Source organism: Hyphococcus formosus (assembly GCF_046736345.1).
GTDB lineage: Bacteria > Pseudomonadota > Alphaproteobacteria > Caulobacterales > Parvularculaceae > Hyphococcus > Hyphococcus formosus.
The window spans coordinates 1,606,604-1,629,319 of sequence record NZ_CP157210.1; the positions used below are offsets into that span (position 1 = coordinate 1,606,604).

Sequence of the window (22,716 nt, forward strand, 5' to 3'; positions counted from 1 at the left end):
TAGGATTAATTCTGCCCGCTATATCTATTTATTGGTGTAATGCTAAAAATTTGCTACTAAATGCAATTAACGGCCAGACCACTATGACTGCGCCAGAATCCCGTATATTGCGGCATTCAAACTGGTACCCACGCCACTTAATATAGTTAACAAAAAGAGAACCGATGGCTCGGAATTCCGATAGTTACGTTTGCCAATCATGTGGCGCTGTGTATGGAAAATGGTCAGGCCGCTGCGATGCGTGCGGCGAGTGGAACACCATCGAACAGGAAGCCACGGAAGCGGGCCCACCGGGAAGCCTGAGCAAAAGCGGGGCGTCAACCAAAGGCAAGAAGCTAGAATTTTCATCGCTTTCAGGAACAACAGCAGAAGCGCCGCGACTGGCGACTGGAAATGCTGAATTTGACCGCGCTTGTGGCGGCGGTCTTGTTCCCGGCTCTGCGCTTTTAATCGGTGGTGATCCCGGCGTCGGCAAATCAACCTTGTTGTTACAGGTTGCATCAGGCCTCGCAAAAGGCGGCGCGAATGTCGCTTATATTTCCGGCGAGGAAGCAACTGCGCAAATCCGCCTACGGGCAAAACGCCTGGGCGTCGAGAAAGCACCGGTTAACCTCGCCTCCGCAACATCGCTTCGCGATATATTGGCGACACTGAAGGCTTCAAAGCCCGACGCGGTGATCATCGATTCAATTCAAACTTTATGGTCCGATGCCCTGCCCGCCGCGCCCGGCACCGTCACACAGGTCCGCTCTTGCGCGCAGGAACTTGTAAGGTTCGCAAAGTCCTCTGGCGCAATCTTATTGCTCGTTGGGCATGTCACAAAAGACGGTCAGATCGCAGGTCCCCGCGTGGTCGAACATATGGTCGACGGGGTGCTCTATTTTGAAAGCGAACAGGGTCGCGATTTCCGTATTCTCCGCGCCGTCAAAAACCGTTTCGGTGCGGCGCATGAAATCGGCGTCTTTGAGATGTCTACCGATGGCCTGCGGGAAGTGGCGAACCCGTCGGAGCTGTTTCTCTCAAGCGGCGATACGCCCGTCTCAGGTGCCGCCGTTTTCGCGGGGATCGAAGGCACGCGGCCTGTCCTTGTCGAAATTCAAGCGCTGGTTTCTCCCTCCAGCCTCGCAACGCCGAGGCGTGCAGTGGTCGGCTGGGACTCTGCGCGATTATCAATGTTGCTTGCGGTGTTGGATGCCCGCGCGGGGCTCGATTTCGGGCGAAATGACGTTTTTCTTAATGTCGCTGGCGGCCTTCGGATCGCTGAGCCCGCAGCGGATCTTGCCGCCGCAGCCGCGCTTTGTTCGTCTCTTTTCGATTCGCCTTTACCGCGCGATTACGTCGTATTTGGCGAGGTCGCATTGTCCGGGGCCGTTAGACCCGTCAATCAATCGGACGCACGCCTTAAAGAAGCCAAGAAACTCGGTTTTTCAGGCGCACTGGGCCCGGCGAGCGGTACAAATAACGCCATTCGCCTGAAAGAGGCCGCAACCCTAGCGGATTTGGTCGGTTGGGCACGCAATCCTTGATCAAAGCAGTTGAGAAATCACCCCATCAAGGCTATCAAAAACAAAGGGGAAGAGTACGACTCGCCCTAATGTATTCGGGGCGATGATAGGCGGGTTCTGTAATGTTTGATCTACTGGTTCTCGTTGTAGTCGGACTATCGACTGCGTTTGCTGTGTTACGAGGCGGATTACGCGAACTTTCGACCTTGGTCGCACTCGCAATTGGTGGCGGAGCCACACTTCTTTTTCTTGAACCAGTTCTGGCGATTACCGGTCAGGCCGGCAGCTTTTTCGGCACGGCAATCATCGCGGTCATCCTGATCGCGATTTTCTTTGTGATCGCCCATATCGGACTGCATTTGACGCTCAAGCGCTTCCCGCTGGAAGGCCGCGCAAAGCTCATTGATCGAATTGGCGGCGGCGCATTTGGTTTCTTCCGGGGCTTGGTCCTGATTGGCCTCGCCTATTTGGGGTACACCTACTATCTCGACGAGTCGAAACAGCCCGAAGAGGTCAGAACCGCCCTCACCCAGCCAATCGCAGCGGGCATGGCGAACTGGTTTGAAAGTTTCACGCCTCAGGATGCCGATCTTGACGCACCAGAAAAACCGAAAAGTGATGAAGATGCTGTTGACGCGGCGGTCAGCGGGTATCAAAGAAGCGACAGAAACGGTCTGAATGAAATTGTCACAACGGTGACAACAACGGATCCGGCGATAAGCGCCACCCAAACACCTGAGGAACAGCCTGCGGCTTCGGATGAGCTAGATCCGATAGCCGACATTCTAAATGAGGAAACGCCGCAATGAGCTTTGTCTTTGAGGAAAATAGCGACACCTCGCTCTCCCTCGCAGAACGTGCGGCAAACTACCTGAAAAAAGAAGCTCCCCTCTACCGACAAAATCAGGCCGAATTGGAAGCCATCGTCGGCCCGCCCAAGATGATCGAAGAATGTGGCGTATTTGGCATTATCGGCACCAATGACGCAGCCACCCTTACCGCGCTCGGGCTTCACGCCCTGCAGCACCGCGGCCAAGAAGCCGCCGGCATTGCCAGCTATGACGGCAAGCATTTCCATAATGAACGTTTCATGGGGCTGGTCTCGGACAATTTCTCCGATGCGGCGACCCTTAATGGCCTCCCCGGGAATGGCGCTATTGGGCACACGCGCTATTCGACCCAAGGCGAGACAGTTCTGCGAAATGTCCAACCCCTTTATGCGGATCTTGACCGCACCGGAATTGCGATTGCCCATAATGGCAATCTGACGAATTCGAAAACCCTTCGCGCCGACCTCGTGCGCCGCGGCTGTATTTTCCAGTCGACATCCGATTCCGAAATCTTCCTGCAATTGACCGCTCGGTCGCAATATATCTCGGTCACCGATAAATTGATCGAGGGGCTGAAACAGGTTGAAGGCGCGTATGCCCTCACCGTTTTAACGCCGGAAGGCCTAATTGGTGCCCGCGATCCGGTTGGCATCCGCCCGCTCATTCTTGGTGATCTTGACGGCGCGCCGATCCTCGCATCGGAAACCTGTGCCCTCGATATAATCGGCGCAACATTTGTCCGGGACATTAACCCTGGCGAGGTTGTGGTCTGCCGCGCTGATGGCACGATCGAAAGCCGTCAGGTGTTCCCGAAAAAGGAACATGCGCGCCCGTGTATTTTTGAGCTTATCTATTTCGCCAAGCCCGATTCGGTCGTGGACGGACAAAGCGTCTATGAATTACGCAAACGTCTTGGGGAGCAGCTCGCATTAGAAGCGCCTTGCGAGGCCGATCTTGTTTCGCCAATTCCGGACTCCGGCGTTCCCGCAGCGATTGGTTTTGCCCAACATACGGGCCTGCCCTATGAGATGGCACTGATCCGAAGCCATTTTATTGGCCGAACCTTTATCGAGCCTGAGCAGCGCATTCGTGAAGCCGGCGTTGCGCGCAAACATTCGCCTAACCGTAGCCTTATTGAAGGCAAGCGTGTCGTCCTGATTGATGATTCCATCGTGCGCGGTACGACGTCGCGCAAAATCGGCGAGATGCTACGCAAGGCTGGCGCAAAAGAAGTTCACATGCGGATTGCCTGTCCGCCAATCATCCACCCGGATTTTTACGGTATCAACACACCATCACACGCCGAGCTTTTGGCGGTGAACCGCACCGTCGAAGAGATGCGCGAATTGATCAATGTGGACAGCCTCGCCTTCTTGTCGCTTGATGGTCTTTACAAGGCATTCCGCAAAGGCAAGCGTGACGACGCCGCACCGGCCTTTACCGACCACTGTTTCACTGGTGATTACCCGACCAAATTGACCGATCGCGATGCAGAAGCGCGCGATGCTATGATCACCCAACTCTCCTTCCTTGCGGAAACGAGCTAAAACATAGCGGCGGCGAAGAGGCTTAAAGCCCCTTCAACCGATCAAGCGCTTCGTTAAGTTTCGCAATTTGCGCTTCAAACCCGGCTTTACGGGAATGTTGTTCCTCGACCACTTTCGCGGGCGCACGCTCAACGAAGTTTTTATTCGCAAGCTTTTTCTCAATGCCTGCGATTTCGCCCTGCGCTTTTGCAATCTCTTTTTCGAGACGGGCTTTTTCTTCATCAATGTCCATAAAGTCGGCAACGGGCAATGCCGCAATACCGTTACCATGAACGATCTGTACCGCCCCTTTTGGCGGCGCGTCGGCAGTAGTTATTTCCGCAAGCCTCGCCAATCGGGTCAACACATTATCATGACGGGCAATCAGATCTTTGTCCGGGCCAATATAGACCAACGGAATTTTCGCCCCCGCTGGCACGTTCATTTCCTGACGGACAGAGCGAACATTCGTGATTAAATCGACAACCCAGCTCATTTCGCTGGCGGCGTCCTGGTTTTCCAGCGACGCATCATAACTCGGCCATTTCGACGTAATCAGCGCCTCACGGTCAGCAAATGATGTCCACAATTCTTCGGTGATGAACGGCATAAACGGATGCAATAACGTCAGTATGCGATCGAGTGCCCACGCTGCCGCTTTGCGGGTTTCGGCCTTCGCCCCTTCATCATCGCCCATAAAGACGGGCTTTGCGAGTTCCAGATACCAATCGCAGAAAACATTCCAGACGAATTTGTAAATCGCACCAGCCGCATCATTAAACCGGAAGGCTTCAATCTCACGCGTTACATCCGCAGCGCATTGATTGGCTTCGTGCACAATCCACTGATTGATCGTTTCATTCACCGATCCCGGATCAAAAGCAGGGTCCGGCTTGCACTCATTCATTTCGCAAAAACGTGCGGCATTCCATAGCTTGGTGCCGAAATTGCGATACCCCTCTACGCGCTGTTCCGACAATCGAATATTTCGGCCCTGTGCCGCCTGTGCCGCGAGCGTGAAACGCAATGCGTCAGCGCCATATTTGTCAATGAGCAATAAGGGGTCGATGACATTGCCCTTTGATTTGGACATTTTCTGTCCGTGCTCATCGAGAACCAATGCGTGGATGTAAACATCTTTAAACGGAACCTCATCCATGAAATGAAGTCCGTCCATCATCATGCGCGCAACCCAGAAGAAGATAATGTCATGCGCCGTAACGAGCGTTGATGTCGGGTAATAACGTTTCAGCTCAGCCGTTTCATCGGGCCAGCCCAGTGTCGAAAATGGCCAAAGCGCAGACGAGAACCACGTATCCAGAACATCTTCATCGCGGCGGAGGATATGAATCGCCTCGCCTTTATTGTCCGCTTCCAGCAGCATTTCATTCGCTTCATCGCGCGTGAACATGCCGTCTGCCACATATTTGGCAATCGCTTGCTTGTTGGCTTCTTCTTCGTTCTCAGCAACAAAAATACTGCCGTCAGGCCCGTACCATGCTGGAATACGATGCCCCCACCATAGCTGGCGGGAAACGCACCAAGGCTCAATATTATTCATCCACTGGAAATAGGTCTTCGACCAGTTCTCCGGAATAAACCGTGTACGCCCTTCTTCAACCGCTTTGATCGCAGGCTTCGCCAATTCTTCCGCATTGACATACCACTGATCGGTCAGCATCGGCTCGATGACCACATTCGAGCGATCACCAAAGGGCTGCATGATCTTTTTGTCTTCGACTTTGATCAAAAGGCCTTGTGCCTCAATATCCGCAACAACGGCCTTGCGCGCTTCAAAGCGGTCCATGCCATGATATTTCGCCGGGATATAGCTCGCATCAAGCATCGCGCCTTTTGTATCGAGCAGCTCATAGAGTTTAATGTTGTTTCGGCGTGCGACCTGATAGTCGTTGAAATCATGTGCGCCCGTAATCTTCACTGCACCTGAGCCAAAATCCGGGTCCGGATATTCATCCGTAATAATCGGAATATAGCGATCAGCCAGCGGCAACAGGCATCGCTTGCCAACAATTGGCGCATAGCGCTTGTCGGATGGATGAACCGCAACCGCGCCGTCGCCCAACATGGTTTCAGGGCGTGTCGTGGCGATTGAAATATAATCCCGTGTTTCCCACTCGGTTGGTTCGCCATCTTCGTCGAACGCAATCGGAAATTCGTAAGTTTCACCATTTTCCAACGGATATTTGAAATGCCAGAAATGTCCATCGACTTCCTTGTTCTCGACTTCGAGATCAGAAATCGCGGTTTCGAATTTAGGGTCCCAATTAACAAGCCGCTTATCGCGATAGATCAGTCCCTCTTTGTGGAGCTGAACAAACACCTTCACAACGGCCTTGGAAAGCCCCTCGTCCATCGTAAAGCGTTCGCGTGACCAATCGCATGTGGCCCCGAGGCGTTTGAGCTGGTTGATAATCGTGCCGCCGGATTCTTCTTTCCATTTCCAGACGCGTTCAACAAACGCGTCACGCCCCATATCGCGTCGGGATGGTTCCTGGTTTTCCATAAGCTGGCGCTCGACCACCATCTGGGTCGCGATCCCCGCATGGTCGGTGCCCGGCTGCCAAAGAACGGACTTTCCGCGCATTCGCTCAAAACGCACCAGAATATCCTGAAGCGTATTATTGAGCGCATGGCCCATATGAAGGCTGCCTGTCACATTTGGCGGCGGAATGACGATGGAATAAGCATCTGCGCCCTCTTTCCCGGAGGGCTTGAATGCACCGGACTTTTCCCATTCCTCATAGAGGCGGGCTTCGGCGGCGGTGAAATCAAATGATTTTTCGAGCATATTCCTGCGTCTTCTCACATATCTTTTCTGTGCGCCCGCAAAATTTCGGGCGAGTATTCGGGTTTATCGCCCGACTGCGCTTTGCTCAACCGCTTTTGGCAAATATCAATCGTTCTCTGGAGCGAGCCCGGTATGAGCACACAAAAACGCCCACATATCGGTATATTCCTCGATGATTTTGTCCGTAGGCTTGCCTGCGCCATGGCCCGCCCGGGTCTCAATCCGGATAAGATGCGGCGCGTCACCAATATCCGCCGCCTGAAGCGCCGCCGCATATTTAAAGCTGTGGCCCGGCACCACCCGGTCATCGGTGTCTGCCGTCGTTACCAATATTGCCGGATAATCGGTGCCCGGGCGAATATTATGATAGGGGGAATAGGCTTTTAGGTTGCGAAAATCCGCCTCTTTCGCCGGATCGCCATAATCATCGACCCAAAAGCGCCCAGCCGTGAACTGGTTAAAGCGGAGCATATCCATCACGCCCACCGCCGGCAGAGCGGCCGCAAACAGGTCAGGTCGTTGATTGACGACCGCACCGACCAGCAATCCGCCGTTAGAACCACCTTGGATGGCTAATTTATCTTTGGTCGTTAGGCCCTGCTCTATCAGATATTCCGCAGCGGCGATAAAATCGTCAAAGCTATTTTGCTTGTTCAACAGCCGACCAGCATTGTGCCAGTCTTTGCCATACTCCCCGCCGCCACGAATATTCGCGACCGCCAAGACGCCGCCCATTTCCATCCATGCCAAACGGGTCACGGAAAATCCCGGTGTCAGCGAAATATTGAACCCGCCATATCCATAGAGCAGCGTTGGTGCACCCTTCGAAAGAACAGCGTCTTTATGATGCGCAATAAACATTGGCACGCATGTTCCATCCTTGGACGGATAAAAGACTTGCCGGACCTTGTAATCTTCCGGGTCGAAAGGCGCGGCACTCGATTTGAATAAATCGTAATCGCCTTTTTCAACGTCATACCGGTATATCGTTGGCGGTTGGTTGAAGCTTTCAAAAGAGAAGAACGTCTCACGATCTTTCGGCTCACCAGAAAACCCTGTCACTGTGCCAACGCCGGGTAACGGAACAACACTTAACTCATCGCCTGCAAGGGAATATTCCCGCACGACAGATTTCACGTCTTCCATATAGTTCGCGAATATCCGGCCACCGACTATTGAAACGCCGGAAAGCACACCGACCTGCTCGCCAATGACATCAAACCAATTCGGGTTGTCGGATCGCAAATGCGCGGAAACCGACACAACGCGTCCTTTGGGGGCATCCTTGTCCGTGAAAAAGAAATGCCGTTCATCGGCACTGCCAATATAGCTGTAATTATGATCAAAGCCGGACACCAGCGTTACGGGCGTTTTATCTTCCTTATGCAGATTGATTAAAACGACCTCGTAACGATCATCGGTTCCGGTCCATACTGTGATGACTAGCGCCGAGCCGTCGCTGCTCACCACCGCAGAGAAACCATGTGACGGCTCTTCGGGACGCGCATAAATGAGCCGGTCATTATCGGCGCTTTCGCCAATTTTATGAAAGTAAACCGCTTGATTGAGGTTGAGGCTTTGAAACTCTTCGCCGGGCGCGGGCTTTGGATATCGCGAATAATAAAATCCGGAACCATCTTTTGCCCAGCTCACGCCGGAAAACTTTACCCATTCAATTGTATCTTGCTTTACCTCGCCGCTATCAACGTCAATGACCTTGATCGTATGCCAATCAGATCCGCCTTCCTGCACCATATAGGCGAGCAAGCGCCCGTCCGGCGACGGTTTATAAAACGCCAGCGCGGTTGCGCCGTCATCCGACCATTCATTGGGGTCGATCAAAATACGCGGCGAAGCCTGACCATCTTGGACATGCAAAACGAACTGATTTTGCAACCCATCATTTCGGCTAAAGAAATAACGTTCGTCGCGCTTTATGGGCAGTGAGAATTTTTCGTAATTCCAGAGATGCCGCAACCGGCGCTCAATCGCTGGCCGATTTTCGAGGGTCTGAAGATATTCATTGGTAACCGCGTTTTGCGCTGTAACCCACTGTGCCACGTCTGCATTATCGCGAACGTCATCTTCAAGCCACCGATATGGATCAGGAACGACCTCCCCGAAAATCTCATCAGTGTGATCAAGTGTTTTACTCAATGGGTAGGAAATCATCAGAAACTCTTTTTGAACGCCTTCCCTAGTTAGGAAGCCCGAACCGGAATTGGGAGATTTGGCCGAAAAAAAAAGCCGGCTAAGAAGCCGGCTTTTACGAAATTTATAAAAGCGGCCTTTAGCGGCGACGTCGCGCCACGCGCTGAACTTCTTCTTCAACCTTCTCCTCGACGATCGCCGGAAGGTTCGCGTCGAGCCATTCTTTCACCATCGGGCGAAGCATTTCGACAACGATATCTTCGAGTGTGCGCCCCGGCCCCTCTGAAATCCGAACCGATTGCGAGAGATTGCGGAATGCCTGACTGGCAACTTCGGCGGTCGCTTTGTCGAGAATCTCTTCTTCGCCGTTGTCGCTCATCGTTTCGGCCACGTTTTGCTTCATCATGTTTATGCTCTCATTTTCAGCAGGTGCAGCCTCTTGTGCGGCATCCTCCTGAAGGTCTTCGGCTTTGGTCTCTGATTCGTCCGTGGCTGGTTGTGTCTCGACCGGTTGCGGCGCAGCTTTTAAAGTCAATTCCGGCTTTTTCGGCTCTTCAGCCGTCGTTGGCGCAGCCTGCTCTTCCTCATCCTCGGAAATAATCCGGCGAATTGAGGCGAGAATCTCTTCCATGCTCGGTTCTGGTTGGGCGTTTTCCATTGACCAATAATCCTTTGGGGGTCAATTACGACAAATACGGTAGTTTTTAAACCGCTGAAACTCCGTTTTCAGGCGCTTCGCAAGACTTATCAAGACCCATCATACAGACGCGGCGCTTTTCCGCAAAATATCTGACCCAAGCACTTTGCCCGCCGAAGCCAAAGCGATTGTTAATTATCGTTATAAAGGTCAAACGAATCAGTTTCGCCGATTTCGCTATCAATCCCGATTGCATCGGGGGTCAGTAGCCCTATCACCGCAAGCAGGCCAAAAGCCGCGGCCTGTGCATCGCGCTGTGCACTGACCAGCGATACTTGCGCGTTCAGATTTTCCTGCTCAGCATTCAGGACATCAAGCGTTGTCCGGCTGCCGACCAACGCCTCACGGCGAACCCCTTCGAGGGCCAGATCATTAGCCACAACCGCAGCCTCAGCCGAGCGGACGATTGCGCGCGCTGCCACCAGACGTTCCCACGCGGAAATTGTCTGCGTATCGACCTGCCTTTCGGCAGCGACCAACAATGCGCGATCGCTTGAGTGATTGGCTTTTGCTTCGCGAATTTTAGAAAAATTCAAACCACCCAAAAATATCGGCGCAGACGCACGTGCACCAAACGTGAATTCTTCCGTATTATCGACAAACAGGCTCGGCTCTTCTGCATACTGATATCCAGCCGTTAGCGACACGGAAGGCAAAATGGCACCGCGCGCAATTTTAACCTGACGGCGTGAAATTTCTGCCTGCTCGCGCGCGCCCACAAGCGCGGGCGCGTAACTTTTGGCGAGGTTCTGCGCAGCCTCTAATGTCTCGGGAAGTTGCGGCAGCTCGGTCACAGGTTCCAGATCCGCGGGCACCTGCCCAACCAATTGCGCATAGGCGGCGCGTGAAATTGCCAATTCGCTTTGCGCGCTCGAAAGGTTTGCGCGCGCCTGTGCCAGACGCGCCTCAGCCTGCGCGACGTCGGTTCGGGTGATTTCGCCAACCTCAAACCTGCGGCTTGCCATTTCCTGCTGGCGCAAAAGAACTGTGACGTTTTTCTTGTTTAATTCGTACACCGCCATATTACGCTGAACGTCGAGATAGGCAGCAGCGACGTCGTTCAAAACTTGTTGCTCGGTTGCAATCAATTGCGCTCCGCCCGCCCGTATCCGTGCGCCCGCCTGTTTGATTGCGTTGTAATTTCTAAAGCCCGTGAAAATCGGCTGCTCGGCGGTTACCCCAGCGGTTTTTGTGTCCAGCTTGGTCTCTGTCGTCGTCGGCGTTCCGGTAAATGTCGTGGTTTGATCGCCATCGGATTTGTTATACGCTGCCGTCGCAGAAAGCTGCGGCAATGCACCGGCCCATGCTTGGGCCCGGCTTTCCTTGATTGCACGAAGGCGCGCCCGTTCAGCCCGGATTGTCGGGTTCGTCTGATATGCAAGCGACAATGCGTCTTTTAGCGTCTCGGCACCGGCAGGCTGAACAGTAGCCACAGCGGCAATCGCAACAAGCGGTAATGAAAATACACGCAACGCTCTACTCCTTCGGTCAACGATATTCGACATCCCGCGACGAGACGCGAGATGTCTAAACGCTATTGGTCACACTCTATCCCAGAGTCATTGACCAAACCTCAAGAGGTTTGAGCACCTTAGAGGGTGAACATCGTGTTAAACTAGGGCACGAAACTCCCAGCTCTCATCGAAATTAGCTTAAATCTCAGTCCCGAAACGAAGAAATTGGTGCTTCAACCTGAATAAATCAGTTGATTTCGGATGCTGAAATCTCGGCTATGGCTTCCCACAGCTCTGGAAATTCTTCATATCCGTCGCTTGCCAGAAAATGTCCGCCACCCGGAATTTCGCGGACCGAAGCATCGAGTGAAACAGCGAGTGATGTCGTTAATTCGGGCTCAACATAAGGATCATTGTCAGAAACGAACACCGTGCGATATTCGGCAATCTGCTTGATCGTCTCGGCATTAAATCCTTTGGGAATAATAAAGTCTTTTAAAGCCGGTATTGCTGGCAATTCGTTTTCAAAGCTAGACACCAAAATCAGCCCGGAAATTTTCTTATCTGGGTGCTTATCGAGAAATCTCAGCGTAGAAATACCACCCAGACTATGAGCAACGATAATCGTGTTTTCATCGAGCTGATCAATTTGCGTTAATAGCGCCTCGGTCCATCTTTCCGCAACCGGATCAAACGAATTCGGCATCTGAATTATTCGGGCTTCTCCCCCATTATTTTCGACATTTTCATGCAGCCATCCGAACCAGTGGTCTTCGGGGCCAGCCATATATCCATGAACAATATAGACTGACTTACCCGTCAAATCTGCGCCAATGCGTTCAGTTGATCCGGAGCAACCCGCCAAAGCAAAGATCGCCGTCGCAATTAACGGCATTAAAACCAGCTTCGTCCTTGTCAGTATATTCATGGGCAATAATCTGATCTTTAGAAAAGTGAGCCTCGCCTAAAATAGCTCATCACACTCTGTCGTGTTAAAATACGAAGGATTTCACCGCCTCGAAGCCCGGCAGGATCGCCCGGGTCGACGCATCAAATTTCTCTGTGCAGGCAAAGGCATCACCATTATGGCGGTAGACCACCCCGCGTGACACACCGTCTTTGCGCATAATCGCGACCAATCGGCCACCATCTTTGAGCTGTGCCAACAAAGCGTCTGGCCGCTTTTCAATCGCGCCATCGATAAAGACGAGATCATAAGGCCCCTGACTGGCCGCTCCTTGGTCGCTCGGCCCGGTAATTACAGCCGCATTGCTCACATCAACAATATTCAGGTTTTCCTGCGCCGTTGCGGCGAGCGTTTCGTCGCTCTCAACCGCGACAACCATATCGACGAGCTGCGCAAGGATTGCGGTTGAATACCCAGACCCGGCGACGGCATTGAGAACGAGTTCCCCGGCTTTTGGCTCGGCAATCGCTGCCAATTTCGAAAAATCGCGCGCCGTCAGCAGTGTTCGGCCCGGTGCGTAATCAATTTCACGCTCTACATAGGCCTGATCTCGCAGACCAACCGGCAGAAAGATTTCACGCGGCGTTGTTTCCATTGCCGTTTGAAGCCGTAAATCGGTGACGTCATTCGTGCGCACCTGGCTATCAACCATCCGCCGCCGCGCTTCGTTAAAATTCATGTCAGGCCCTCGATCGTCCATTAAATCCAGATGGGGCATACAACTGCGCGCGCCGCCATGCAACGCGCCAAAATCACTTCATTCGCCAATATTTAGAAATCCCCTTTGACCGGAGCGATTCTCCGCGCTAAGAGGTCGTCCCTCGCCCAGCCGTGCCTTTGTCACCACATGACGGCTGAGCGCGCTTCGGCCACGTGGCGGAGTGGTGACGCAGCGGCCTGCAAAGCCGTGTACGCCGGTTCGATTCCGGCCGTGGCCTCCATTTTCTCCTTGAAATTCAATCGCCAAACTTCGCGCCCGAGCGCGAAACGGGATTGGACCCAATAGCATTCGCGCGACAACGCAACTTTTTGGCGAATCTATCTGAAATCAGACGCAAATCTTTGTCTTTTTGCGCTATTTTTCACTATTATTTTATCCACCCCCCTTTCAACCGGGGTTAAGTTAATGCGGGCCAAGTGCCGTTCGCCGCAAACCTCGAACGACCCGCCGATTGCTGCTTGCGGATCAGGCTCCTAAGACAGAAGACAACTTGTAACGAGCGGATTGCGTTCGAGAGTCAGATTTAAGGGAGAAAACTCCATGCGATATGGGGGCGTTGCGCTCATTGCTCTAATGACCGCTTCATGCGCTAGCGTGAATCAAGAATTGCTGGAAGCTCAACTGCCGGAAGCGCCGTCTGCGTGGACCGCTGATGATTCGGTTAGCGCCGCACCGACTGGTGATTGGGTGGCAGCGTTCAATGATCCGCTACTGCGGTCGTTGATTTCCGAAGCGATGGAAAACAACAACAATCTTCTCGCGGCGGCAGCGAATCTCGATCAGGCGCGCGCCGGTGCCGGGATCAGCCGTGCGGCCCTCCTCCCGACCGTTGGTGCTAATTTCAATGCGCAACGAAGCGCGATTGTTACCGACCCGACTACAGCGGCGCAGGCAGGTGGCGGAGCCACAACCGGCAGTAGCCGACTTTACATCAACAATTTCTCGCTTGGCGGCTCGTTAAGCTGGGAGCTTGATATTTGGGGCCGCATCACGGACGAAACGCGCGCCTCTTATCGCGATGCGAAAGCTGCACAGGGCGATCTTTATGGCGCGCAATTGTCCATTGCCGCCCGCGTTGCCCAGGCGTGGTTCGCTCTGATCGAAGCGCGCCAGCAACGCGAACTCGCGGAACGGGACACCGAAGCCCGTGAACGCAATCTTCGGGTGACCGAACGCCGATATGATCGCGGCGTCTCCTCAAGTCTTGATGTTCGTCTTTCGCGCTCAGCGCTCGGCAGTAGCCAGGCAAATCTCGCATTGCGCCAGCGGCTTGAACTCGAAGCCTCGCGCGCGCTCGAAGTTCTACTTGGCCGCTATCCCGCTGCCGAACTTGAAGCCGCAGAAACATTGCCGGTTCTGCCGGAACTCGAAGGTGCCGGTGCACCGGGCGATATTCTCGCGCGGCGGCCTGATCTCGTCGCCGCTGAAGCGCGGATGGAAGCGGCCGGCCTACGTGCTCGGGCCGCGCGCAAACAATTCTTGCCGCAGTTGACCCTTTCCTCGCGCGCCGGAACGTCCGGGCCGGATTTTGCCGACCTCACCGACCCGCAGCGCCTTGCGGGGAACATGGCCGCCGGTCTTTTCCAACCGCTGTTCCAGGGTGGCCGCCTGATCGCCAATTCAAAACGCGCCCGCGCCGCAGCGGAAAGTGCATTGTTCGGTTATGTGCAAACCGTTTTGTCAGCCTACGAAGAAGCGGAAAATGCGATTGCCGCCGAGACATTATTAGCGGCGCGCGAGGACGCGCTTCGTCTCGCCTATGAAGAAGCGGCAGCCGCAGAAGAGCTAACCGAACGTCGCTATTCAAGCGGCGCAGCGACAATCTTTAACCTGTTGGATGCGCAAACGCGGCGTATTTCATCTGAAAGCCAGTATATTCAAGCGCAGCAACAACGCGTTTCAAATCGCGTACAGCTTTATCTTGCGATCGGCGGGGACTTCCTGACGCAAGAAAAACTCGCAGCGCTTGCCACAGACACCGGAGAATAAAATGGCGCGCAAACTCTATACGATTGCAGGAACGCTGCTGATATTCGTGGTCCTGTTCCTGATCGTCACCATCATGGGCAAAATGCGCCCAGAGGTAGAGCAAGAAACGCCCGTCGCGACAGCACCGGCGGTTTTCTACACGGTTGCGGCATCCCAAGCCGTTACACTTGATGTAGAAGTTCAGGGCGAAGTCCGTCCGCGCACAGACATAAACCTGACCGCGCAAGTGTCCGGTCGCGTCATTTCGACGTCGCCTTCTTTTGTGAATGGCGGTGCATTCGACGAAGGCGATATGCTCATCAAGATCGAAGATACGGACTACCGCGCGGCCGTAGCGGCGGCGAAAGCCCGAGTGGCCCAAGCGGAACAGACCTTGCGCCTCGAAGAAGCCGAAGCCGATTTGGCCCGCCGCGATTTTGAAGAACTCAATCCGAACGAGACGCCGTCTGAATTGACGTTACGCATCCCGCAATTGGCGCAGGCCCGTGCGAATTTTGAGGCCGCGCGCGCTGAGCTAAGAGCTGCGGAAATCAATCTGCAACGGACGGCTATTCGCGCGCCATTTGAAGGTCGCGTAAGAGAGCGCATTGCCGGTGTGGGTCAGTTCGTGTCCCCCGGCATGCAGCTGGGACGAATTTTCTCAACGGACGTTGCGGAAATCCGGCTGGCGTTGACGGACAACGACCTTGCCAAGCTTGGATTGCCCCTCGCTTTCGTCGAAACGGACGAAAACCCGGGCCCGAATGTTGCGCTGACGGCGCGCCTCGCCGGGCAGGAGCATTATTGGCAGGGCCGGATTGCCCGAACCGAAGGCTCTATAGACGCGACCACCCGTCAGGTTATCGCGATTGCGGTTGTAGATGATCCCTATGGAATGGGTGCAGATAACGGAACGCCGCTGGCGATGGGTCTTTTTGTGGACGGTACGATCACCGGCAAACCTTATCAGAACGCCATCGTTCTACCGCGTTCCGCGCTTTACGGGCGTGACCGGGTCTATGTGATCGACGAAGAAAACCGTTTGATAGAGCGCCGCGTGGAAATTGTTTCCTCCGACCGCGACACACTAACCCTTGCAAGCGGCATTAATGATGGCGACCGGGTTGTAACCTCCCCACTCCGCGGCGCGGACGAAGGTGACGAAGTGGTCCCGACCTTGCCCGACGCGAGTAGCGAAGCCCCGGTTTCGGCGGCAACGCGAAATGTCACATCAGGAGAATAAGCTGTGAACGGACTTATCGCCTGGTGGGCCAAAAATTCGGTAGCAGCCAATCTTCTTATGGTCGCCTGTATCGTCGCAGGGGTGATGGCCTTTTTGCGGCTCGAACGGGAGGTCTTCCCGTCTGCTAGTTTCAATGGGGCGACTGTTAGCGTCTCTTGGCCCGGTGCCTCACCGCTTGAAGTTGAAGAACAAATTGTTCTTCGCATCGAGGAAGCCATTGCCGATGTTGACGGTGTCGAACATGTAACCGCCACCGCACGAGAAGGCGTTGGTAGGGTAAATATTGAAGGTATTGATACGGTCGATGCTACGTTTTTCCTCAATGAGATCAAAAACCGCGTAGACGGAATCTCGACCTTCCCGCAAGACGCCTATCCGCCGGTTGTAAGCCAATGGCGATCGCTCGACCCTGCGCAATTCATCGCTCTCTATGGTGACGTAGAAACTCGTGAACTATACCGGACTGCCCGCGATCTTCGCGACGAGCTTTCCCAAATCCCTAACGGATCGCCCCTCGTCGATATGTGGGGGGTCGTTCCCGAGGAAGTTTCAATTGAGGTTTCCGAAGATAGCCTTCGCCGTTACGGCCTGACCTTTGACGATGTATCGCGGGCTATTCGCGGCTCTTCGCTTAATCTGAGTGGCGGCCAGGTCAGAACCGACACCGGAAATATACAGGTTGCAACGCGTAATCTTGCAGATACCGCAGAAGAATTTGAAGAAATCGTCATTCGCCAAAACCCGGACGGTTCAACCATCCGTATTCGCGATGTCGCAACCGTTATAGATGGTTTCGCCGATGTAAAAGCGCGCCGGGAGATGAATGGCCAGCCAACGGTCAATCTCGCGGTCAATGCGCCTGAAACGCTGAACATTGTTGAGCTCTCCGAAGCGGTCAACAAATGGATGGACGAAAAAAACGAGGAATTAGGCGATAAGGTCACGCTCTATAACTGGTTCGACTTTGCGGACGTCTATTTCGGTCGTATGGATCTGGTTTCGACAAATGCCTTTATCGGCTTGGGGCTGGTACTAATCGTTCTGCTACTTTTCTTGCGCCCAGCGGTTGCGTTCTGGACCACCGCCGGGATCGCCGTTTCTTTTGCCGGTGCATTTATCTTCATGCCGCTCGTGGGCGTCTCGCTCAACATGTTGTCGCTCTTTGCATTCTTGTTGGTGATCGGCGTGGTCGTTGACGACGCGATTATTGTCGGGGAAGCCATTCACAATCGCGTCGAAGAAGGCGGCAAAGGCGTAGACGCGGCAATCGTCGCGACACAATTAGTCGCAAAACCGGTTTTGTTCGCTGTACTGACAACCATGATCGCCTTCTTGCCATGGCTATTCATTTCGGGCGGCACGTCACAATTTACCAAGCATATTACCTTTACAATCATCTTTGCGCTTTTCTTCTCGCTGGTGGAATCCTTCATGATTTTGCCGTCGCACCTTTCTCATATGAAAAAGCAAAACAAGACTGGTGCATATTACCGTTTCCAGCGGACCTTCGCAGAAGGACTGATGAACTTCGCGGATGTCGCCTATCGCCCGCTAATCAAAACCGCACTCAAATTTCGATATTTCACGGTCGCGTTCTTTATAAGCGCGTTTGTGATCGCTGCGTCTTTGATGGGCCAAGGATGGATAGCCTTTAAATTCATGCCTGAAGTTCAAGGGACGTTTCTATCCCTGACCGTACGCATGCCCGAAGGATCACCATGGAACCGGACACAGCAAGTCTTTGAAGAGGTTGAGCGCGCGGCGGAGAAACTGAAAGCTGAGCTCAACACGCCAGAATTGGAATTCGTTGAATCCGTGTTCATTGGCGCGGAAGAAACCGTCGTTGAGTCATATGTGACAATCGTAGAGGCAGATAAGCGAAAACAATCAACGAAGGAAATTGCTGAGCTTTTCAGATCGAAATTGGGAGAAATTCCCGATGCTGAAGAAATCAACATTGGATACACCCTCAATGATGGCGGGCCTGACCTCACCTTCGGCATTGAGTCTGACAATCTTGAAGAGCTTCGTTTAGGCGTTATTGATCTCCAGAACTTCCTAAGGTCGTTCTCTGAAACCTATGACGTCAGAAACAATCTCCAATCGGCCACACCCGAATTGCAGGTCAGCTTGAAGCCCGGTGCAGAACGATTTGGTCTGACGCTCGCCGAAGTCTCGCGGCAGATCCGTCAGTCCTTCTATGGCGAGGAAGTGCAACGCCTTCCCCGCGGCGGTCAGGACGTTCGCGTGATGGTGCGATATCCCCGCTCCGACCGCGAGTCGCTCACCACCATTGAAAATATGCGCATACGGACACCCGATGGTCGCGAAATTCCGCTCACCGCCGTTGCAGATGCTGAATTTGCCCCAAGCTTTAAGCGGATTGATCGCCGCGACCGTCAGCGCTCGGCGCGGGTCACTGGCGAGCTTTTGGAGAATGCCGACCGCGAAGCGATCATGAAAAAATATCGTGAGGATTTTGTCCCGGAATTCCATAAGCGCCACCCCAATGTCACGCTCGGACAGCGCGGCGACGCCGAGGAACAAGCGGAATTTATGGGCGAATTTCTGGCGCTCTACACGGTCGCTTTATTCGCCATGTATATGCTCCTCGCGATTGCCTTTGGCTCCTATTGGCAACCGGTTCTGGTCATGTCCGCGATCCCGTTTGGCTTTATGGGCGCGGTTTTCGGCCACGCGATTTTCGGGCTCGATTTCGCGATGTTCTCATTTTTCGGAATCGGGGCGGCCGCCGGCGTTGTGATCAACGATAATCTCGTTCTGATCGATTATGTGAACCGGCTCAGGGCTGGCGGAGAAGGCGCATTCGCAGCGCTCGTGCGGGCTGGGGTTGGCCGCTTCCGGCCAATTCTATTGACCTCGCTGACGACCTTTATCGGCCTCTTGCCGATTATGTTTGAGCGCTCAACCGATGCACAATTCCTGATGCCAACGGTCGTGTCTCTGGCATTTGGGGTCTTTTTCGCGACCTTTGTCACCCTGCTCTTCGTGCCCGCCATGTATGCTGTGGGCGCTGATATTGCCCGGTTTTATCGGTGGGCCTGGACCGGCGAGCCGCAAATTCCGCTGGGATATGGCGCATCCTCAGAAAGTGAGGATGATGCGTCTCGTCCTGCGCCCGAATCAGGTATTGATGCGGACGGACATCACGAAAAGCCTAGATTTGGCCCCGCTGAGTAAGGTGTCCGGCCCCATCAAAATTAACCATATATTAACCCCTTGATGAGACCTTAATGGCATCTTCTCCCGAGAAGATACCCCACCATACCCCACGACAGTGAGTACCGGCCGCGTTCCCCCAACGCGGCCGTCTCAGTTCAGTTGTGGGTTTTTCTCCCCAATCGGCGGAAATCTTTCAGAAAAAATGAACTTTATCGCAAAAAGATAGTGGATTAACTGAGACGGCTTTGTTATATCCGCCGCCACCAACGGTGATCCCCGATAGCTCAGTTGGTAGAGCAGCTGACTGTTAATCAGCTTGTCACTGGTTCGAGTCCAGTTCGGGGAGCCATTTTTCCTTCAAAAAGAAAAGCGTAAAGCCTAGCGCCAATCGATTTTTCTTATCCGGTTTTCCAATTTTACTTCCCACCTCTCTATTGTGGTCAGTCGTGCCGTTTTCCGAATTTTAGAGACAATTGCACTATGCAAGTTTGATCGCTCCATAAGGAGCGGCTATCGGCCTATTGCCACTCCGTCTGCCAACGCTCGGCGCGGATGGCGACAACATATTCGTCGATGGGCAGCCGACATCGTTAGCGAGGAGCATATTATCATTCCGCGAAAATATTCTCAAAATGATTGCCCAAAGCGGTCGAATGCAGTGCTTGCTAAAGTCAGCATGATTATGCCGGATGCACCTGTCTCTCCCGATCCTTCGGGATGGTAGCTTGCGAAAAGTGACCACTTAAAAAAGATCCCAGAGAAATGCCGCGCGTATATACCAACTCCGAAGGGTATTCTCCGCCTGCCCTTTCGTGCATTCCTTCAACCAATGGTGTCTATTTCGCGCAGTCGATAAATGCCGCTGTGAATGTCGATATTCCCTCATCAAGCAATTCGTCAGTTATTGTCAGTGCCGGGAGGAACCGGAATACATTTCCATCCATTCCGCAACTGAGGACGATAAGCCCCTTCTCGTAGCATCTTGTGAGGACGGCCTTGGTCAATTCAGCGTTCGGCTTGTTCGCATTACCATTATGCACCAACTCGATTGCAATCATTGCCCCGCGGTCAGAACGGATGTCACCGATAAGATCGGGGTGCTCGGCCTGCAATGATCGCAATGCTTCACCAAATTTTTGGCCAATATGGATTGCACGCTCTGTCAAATTTTCATCATTGATAACATCGATGACCGACAGTGCGGCTGCGCAGCCGATTGGGGATCCCGCATAAGTTCCGCCTAATCCTCCGGGCGCTGGTGCGTCCATTATTTCAGCCTTGCCAACAACCGCGGCAAGCGGGAAACCACCTGCAAGACCTTTGGCAAGCGTCATTAAGTCGGGTTCTATTCCTGCATACTCGGATGCGAAAAGTCGGCCCGTACGAGCGAAACCGGACTGAATTTCATCAATGATCAGCACTATCCCAAATGCGTCACAACGTTCACGTAAGCCCTTTAAAAATTCGTTTGGTGCCGGATAAAAACCGCCCTCACCTTGAATCGGCTCAACAATTATTGCCGCGCAGTCTTCCGGCGCAATATCGGTTTTGAACAACATATCAACTGCTGCGAGGGAATCCTCGACAGAGATATTATGATAGGGCTTTGGAAAGGGCGCACGCCAAATGTCACCCGGGAATGGACCAAACCGGTTTTTATAGGGCGCTACCTTTCCGGTTAAGCCGAGCGTCATCAATGTCCGGCCATGATAACCGCCATCAAACGCTATTACGCCGCGCCGCCCGGTGTGAGAACGCGCGATTTTAATTGCATTTTCCACGGCTTCCGCACCAGTGGTCACAAACATGGATTTTTTTGGCGATTGTCCGGGTGCAATCTTAATTAATGCCTCGGCTAACAATACCGCGCTGTCATATGGCGTAACCATGACACATGTATGGCTGAAACGTTCGAGTTGTTCATTCACCGCCTTCATAATCTTGGGGTGCCGATGGCCCGTATTACAAACTGCGATCCCAGTGCCAAAATCTATAAAACGCCGACCCTCAACGTCCCAAACTTCCGATCCCTCAGCGCGCTCGACGTAAAGAGGCGCAATATTCCCCTCGCCTCTCGCGATTGCCGCTTCTTTACGGGATTGCCATTCGGCATTGCCTGGCAATTTAGCTGTTTTAATTTCCGCAACGCTCATCGGTCCAGACCTCCCATGCAGAGATATTTAATTTCCAGATAATCATCTATTCCGTATTTTGAGCCCTCGCGGCCCATACCGGATTGTTTTACGCCGCCAAATGGGGCCGCGGCTGACGATATTACACCCTCGTTTACGCCGACCATCCCATATTCGAGCGCCTCACCTACGCGCCAAGCACGGCCGAGATCGCGCGTATAGATATAGGCTGCGAGGCCATATATTGTTTCATTCGCATACTGAATGGCCTCGTCTTCTGTACTAAATGGAATAATTGTCGCGACAGGACCAAATATCTCTGATTGCGCAATCTCGGACTGGTTTAAAACATCTGTAAGTACGGTCGGTTGGAAAAATAGCTCACCAGCCTCATGACGACTGCCGCCGACAATGCACTTCGCGCCATCCTTCACAGCATTGTCGACAAGCCGCTCAACTTTTTCGATGGCGGTGCGGTTGATGAGCGGCCCAATATCTACGCCGGTTTCGTTGCCAGCCCCAACTCTGAGGTTCTTTACACGCTCAGCAAGCTTTTTAGAAAACTCTGCAACTATTGAGTCGTGGACAAATATTCGATTTGCGCAAACGCAAGTCTGCCCACCATTGCGGTATTTCGATGCCATAACACCATCGATCGCCGCGTCAAAATCGGCGTCCTTAAAGACAATGAACGGCGCATTACCACCCAGTTCCATCGACGCCTTCTTTACCGTTGCCGACGCCTGTTTCAGGAGCAATCGGCCCACGCCAGTCGATCCCGTAAACGAAACCTTTCGCACCTTTGGATGTGTCGCCAATACCTCCCCAACGCCCGCTGGTTTGGATGCGGGCACCACATTAAAGACACCCTCCGGCACACCGACCTCTTTCGCAAGCGCGGCCACTGCCAAGGCAGAGAGCGGCGTGTCTTCTGCAGGTTTCGCAACCATCGTACATCCGGCGGCTAATGCCGCCGCTGCCTTACGCATCAACATTGCATTCGGAAAATTCCAAGGCGTAATTGCCGCGCAAACCCCTACTGGCTGTTTCAATACAATTGTACGCGCACTGGGAGAGGCGTTTGGAATTACCTCGCCATAGACCCGGCGCGCTTCTTCAGCAAACCATTCAACATATGAAGCACCATAGCGTATTTCGCCCAATGCTTCTGCCATTGGCTTGCCCATCTCTGTCGACAATAACGCCGCGAGATCCTCTTCCCTCTCCAGAATGGCGCTCCGCCATTTCTTAAGGACCGCAGCTCGCACATCTGCGGTTTCATGTGCCCAACCTTTAAACGCAGCAGCCGCCGCATCGATCGCTCGCTCCGCATCTCGCGCAGAGCAATCAGCAACCCGCGTAATTTCTTTCCCGTTCGCCGGGTTAAAAACCGGGAATGACTCTCCGGTTTCAGATTCAGAAAATTCGCCATTGATAAAAGCGGCAGTTTGAAGAATAGAAACGCCCATGGTTCAACCTGTAATTCATTTTGTAAGATAGGTTCTGCCCCTGAGCGACGCGCTCAAACAG

At 53.4% G+C, this 22,716-nt stretch carries 14 protein-coding genes and 2 tRNA genes; 8 read left to right on the forward strand and 8 right to left on the reverse strand.

Going from position 1 to position 22,716, the window contains the following annotated elements; all coding sequences use genetic code 11:
• Positions 1 to 164: 164 nt before the first annotated feature.
• The 3 genes from radA (at position 165) to purF (ending at position 3,882) form a co-directional block, all read left to right on the forward strand.
• Positions 165 to 1,526 (forward strand): DNA repair protein RadA, encoded by a 1,362-nt coding sequence (gene radA, locus ABFZ83_RS07290; RefSeq protein ID WP_411818779.1) that lies wholly within the window; start codon positions 165 to 167, stop codon positions 1,524 to 1,526.
• Positions 1,527 to 1,627: 101 nt separating this feature from the next.
• Complete coding sequence (locus ABFZ83_RS07295) at positions 1,628 to 2,314, forward strand: CvpA family protein (protein WP_411818780.1); 687 nt, start codon at positions 1,628 to 1,630, stop codon at positions 2,312 to 2,314.
• A gap of 131 nt (positions 2,315 to 2,445) precedes the next feature.
• Positions 2,446 to 3,882, forward strand: coding sequence for an amidophosphoribosyltransferase (gene purF / locus ABFZ83_RS07300; protein ID WP_411818812.1), 1,437 nt, complete (start codon positions 2,446 to 2,448; stop codon positions 3,880 to 3,882).
• A 22-nt stretch (positions 3,883 to 3,904) separates the two neighbouring features.
• Here purF and ABFZ83_RS07305 read toward each other — a convergent pair whose 3' ends face one another.
• From ABFZ83_RS07305 to ABFZ83_RS07330, 6 genes are all read right to left on the reverse strand, one after another.
• The gene (locus ABFZ83_RS07305) at positions 3,905 to 6,670 is read right to left on the reverse strand and encodes a valine--tRNA ligase (protein ID WP_411818781.1); all 2,766 of its coding nucleotides are present in this window, start codon (positions 6,668 to 6,670) and stop codon (positions 3,905 to 3,907) included.
• Between the two features lie 105 nt (positions 6,671 to 6,775).
• The gene (locus ABFZ83_RS07310) at positions 6,776 to 8,842 is read right to left on the reverse strand and encodes a prolyl oligopeptidase family serine peptidase (protein WP_411818782.1); all 2,067 of its coding nucleotides are present in this window, start codon (positions 8,840 to 8,842) and stop codon (positions 6,776 to 6,778) included.
• Between the two features lie 118 nt (positions 8,843 to 8,960).
• A complete protein-coding gene (locus ABFZ83_RS07315) occupies positions 8,961 to 9,479 on the reverse strand; it encodes a DUF2497 domain-containing protein (protein WP_411818783.1) in 519 nt (172 codons plus the stop codon).
• 170 nt (positions 9,480 to 9,649) lie between these two features.
• The gene (locus tag ABFZ83_RS07320; protein ID WP_411818784.1) at positions 9,650 to 10,990 is read right to left on the reverse strand and encodes a TolC family outer membrane protein; all 1,341 of its coding nucleotides are present in this window, start codon (positions 10,988 to 10,990) and stop codon (positions 9,650 to 9,652) included.
• Positions 10,991 to 11,219: 229 nt separating this feature from the next.
• Entirely contained in the window at positions 11,220 to 11,867 is a 648-nt protein-coding gene (locus ABFZ83_RS07325) for an RBBP9/YdeN family alpha/beta hydrolase (protein WP_411818785.1), read from the reverse strand.
• Between the two features lie 97 nt (positions 11,868 to 11,964).
• Entirely contained in the window at positions 11,965 to 12,618 is a 654-nt protein-coding gene (locus tag ABFZ83_RS07330) for a protein-L-isoaspartate O-methyltransferase family protein (RefSeq protein WP_411818786.1), read from the reverse strand.
• 188 nt (positions 12,619 to 12,806) lie between these two features.
• On the opposite strand from ABFZ83_RS07330, the gene ABFZ83_RS07335 reads away from it, so the two are divergent.
• From ABFZ83_RS07335 to ABFZ83_RS07355, 5 genes are all read left to right on the forward strand, one after another.
• A tRNA-Cys gene (locus ABFZ83_RS07335) sits at positions 12,807 to 12,880 on the forward strand.
• Between the two features lie 320 nt (positions 12,881 to 13,200).
• The gene (locus tag ABFZ83_RS07340) at positions 13,201 to 14,649 is read left to right on the forward strand and encodes an efflux transporter outer membrane subunit (RefSeq protein WP_411818787.1); all 1,449 of its coding nucleotides are present in this window, start codon (positions 13,201 to 13,203) and stop codon (positions 14,647 to 14,649) included.
• A gap of 1 nt (position 14,650) precedes the next feature.
• Positions 14,651 to 15,871 (forward strand): efflux RND transporter periplasmic adaptor subunit, encoded by a 1,221-nt coding sequence (locus ABFZ83_RS07345; RefSeq protein WP_411815900.1) that lies wholly within the window; start codon positions 14,651 to 14,653, stop codon positions 15,869 to 15,871.
• 3 nt (positions 15,872 to 15,874) lie between these two features.
• Positions 15,875 to 19,072 carry an efflux RND transporter permease subunit gene (locus ABFZ83_RS07350; protein ID WP_411815901.1) on the forward strand — a complete coding sequence of 1,066 codons (3,198 nt, stop codon included), beginning with the start codon at positions 15,875 to 15,877 and terminating at the stop codon, positions 19,070 to 19,072.
• A gap of 255 nt (positions 19,073 to 19,327) precedes the next feature.
• A tRNA-Asn gene (locus ABFZ83_RS07355) sits at positions 19,328 to 19,403 on the forward strand.
• A gap of 487 nt (positions 19,404 to 19,890) precedes the next feature.
• Here ABFZ83_RS07355 and gabT read toward each other — a convergent pair.
• Both gabT and ABFZ83_RS07365 read right to left on the reverse strand, forming a co-directional pair.
• On the reverse strand, positions 19,891 to 21,207 hold the full coding sequence (gabT, locus tag ABFZ83_RS07360) for a 4-aminobutyrate--2-oxoglutarate transaminase (RefSeq protein WP_411815902.1): 1,317 nt from the start codon (positions 21,205 to 21,207) through the stop codon (positions 19,891 to 19,893).
• Positions 21,204 to 22,655: an NAD-dependent succinate-semialdehyde dehydrogenase gene (locus tag ABFZ83_RS07365; RefSeq protein ID WP_411815903.1), complete on the reverse strand. Its 1,452-nt coding sequence runs from the start codon at positions 22,653 to 22,655 to the stop codon at positions 21,204 to 21,206. The genes gabT and ABFZ83_RS07365 overlap by 4 nt, the downstream gene beginning before the upstream one ends.
• Between the last annotated feature and the right edge of the window lie 61 nt (positions 22,656 to 22,716).

Excerpts from the sequence above, each read along its gene's own strand:
- radA (WP_411818779.1), top strand. The coding sequence starts at position 165 with ATGGCTCGGAATTCCGATAGTTACGTTTGCCAATCATGTGGCGCTGTG.
- ABFZ83_RS07295 (WP_411818780.1), top strand. The coding sequence starts at position 1,628 with ATGTTTGATCTACTGGTTCTCGTTGTAGTCGGACTATCGACTGCGTTT.
- purF (WP_411818812.1), top strand. The coding sequence starts at position 2,446 with ATGATCGAAGAATGTGGCGTATTTGGCATTATCGGCACCAATGACGCA.
- ABFZ83_RS07305 (WP_411818781.1), bottom strand. The coding sequence starts at position 6,670 with ATGCTCGAAAAATCATTTGATTTCACCGCCGCCGAAGCCCGCCTCTAT.
- ABFZ83_RS07310 (WP_411818782.1), bottom strand. The coding sequence starts at position 8,842 with ATGATTTCCTACCCATTGAGTAAAACACTTGATCACACTGATGAGATT.
- ABFZ83_RS07315 (WP_411818783.1), bottom strand. The coding sequence starts at position 9,479 with ATGGAAAACGCCCAACCAGAACCGAGCATGGAAGAGATTCTCGCCTCA.
- ABFZ83_RS07325 (WP_411818785.1), bottom strand. The coding sequence starts at position 11,867 with ATGCCGTTAATTGCGACGGCGATCTTTGCTTTGGCGGGTTGCTCCGGA.
- ABFZ83_RS07330 (WP_411818786.1), bottom strand. The coding sequence starts at position 12,618 with ATGAATTTTAACGAAGCGCGGCGGCGGATGGTTGATAGCCAGGTGCGC.
- ABFZ83_RS07340 (WP_411818787.1), top strand. The coding sequence starts at position 13,201 with ATGCGATATGGGGGCGTTGCGCTCATTGCTCTAATGACCGCTTCATGC.
- ABFZ83_RS07345 (WP_411815900.1), top strand. The coding sequence starts at position 14,651 with ATGGCGCGCAAACTCTATACGATTGCAGGAACGCTGCTGATATTCGTG.
- gabT (WP_411815902.1), bottom strand. The coding sequence starts at position 21,207 with ATGAGCGTTGCGGAAATTAAAACAGCTAAATTGCCAGGCAATGCCGAA.
- ABFZ83_RS07365 (WP_411815903.1), bottom strand. The coding sequence starts at position 22,655 with ATGGGCGTTTCTATTCTTCAAACTGCCGCTTTTATCAATGGCGAATTT.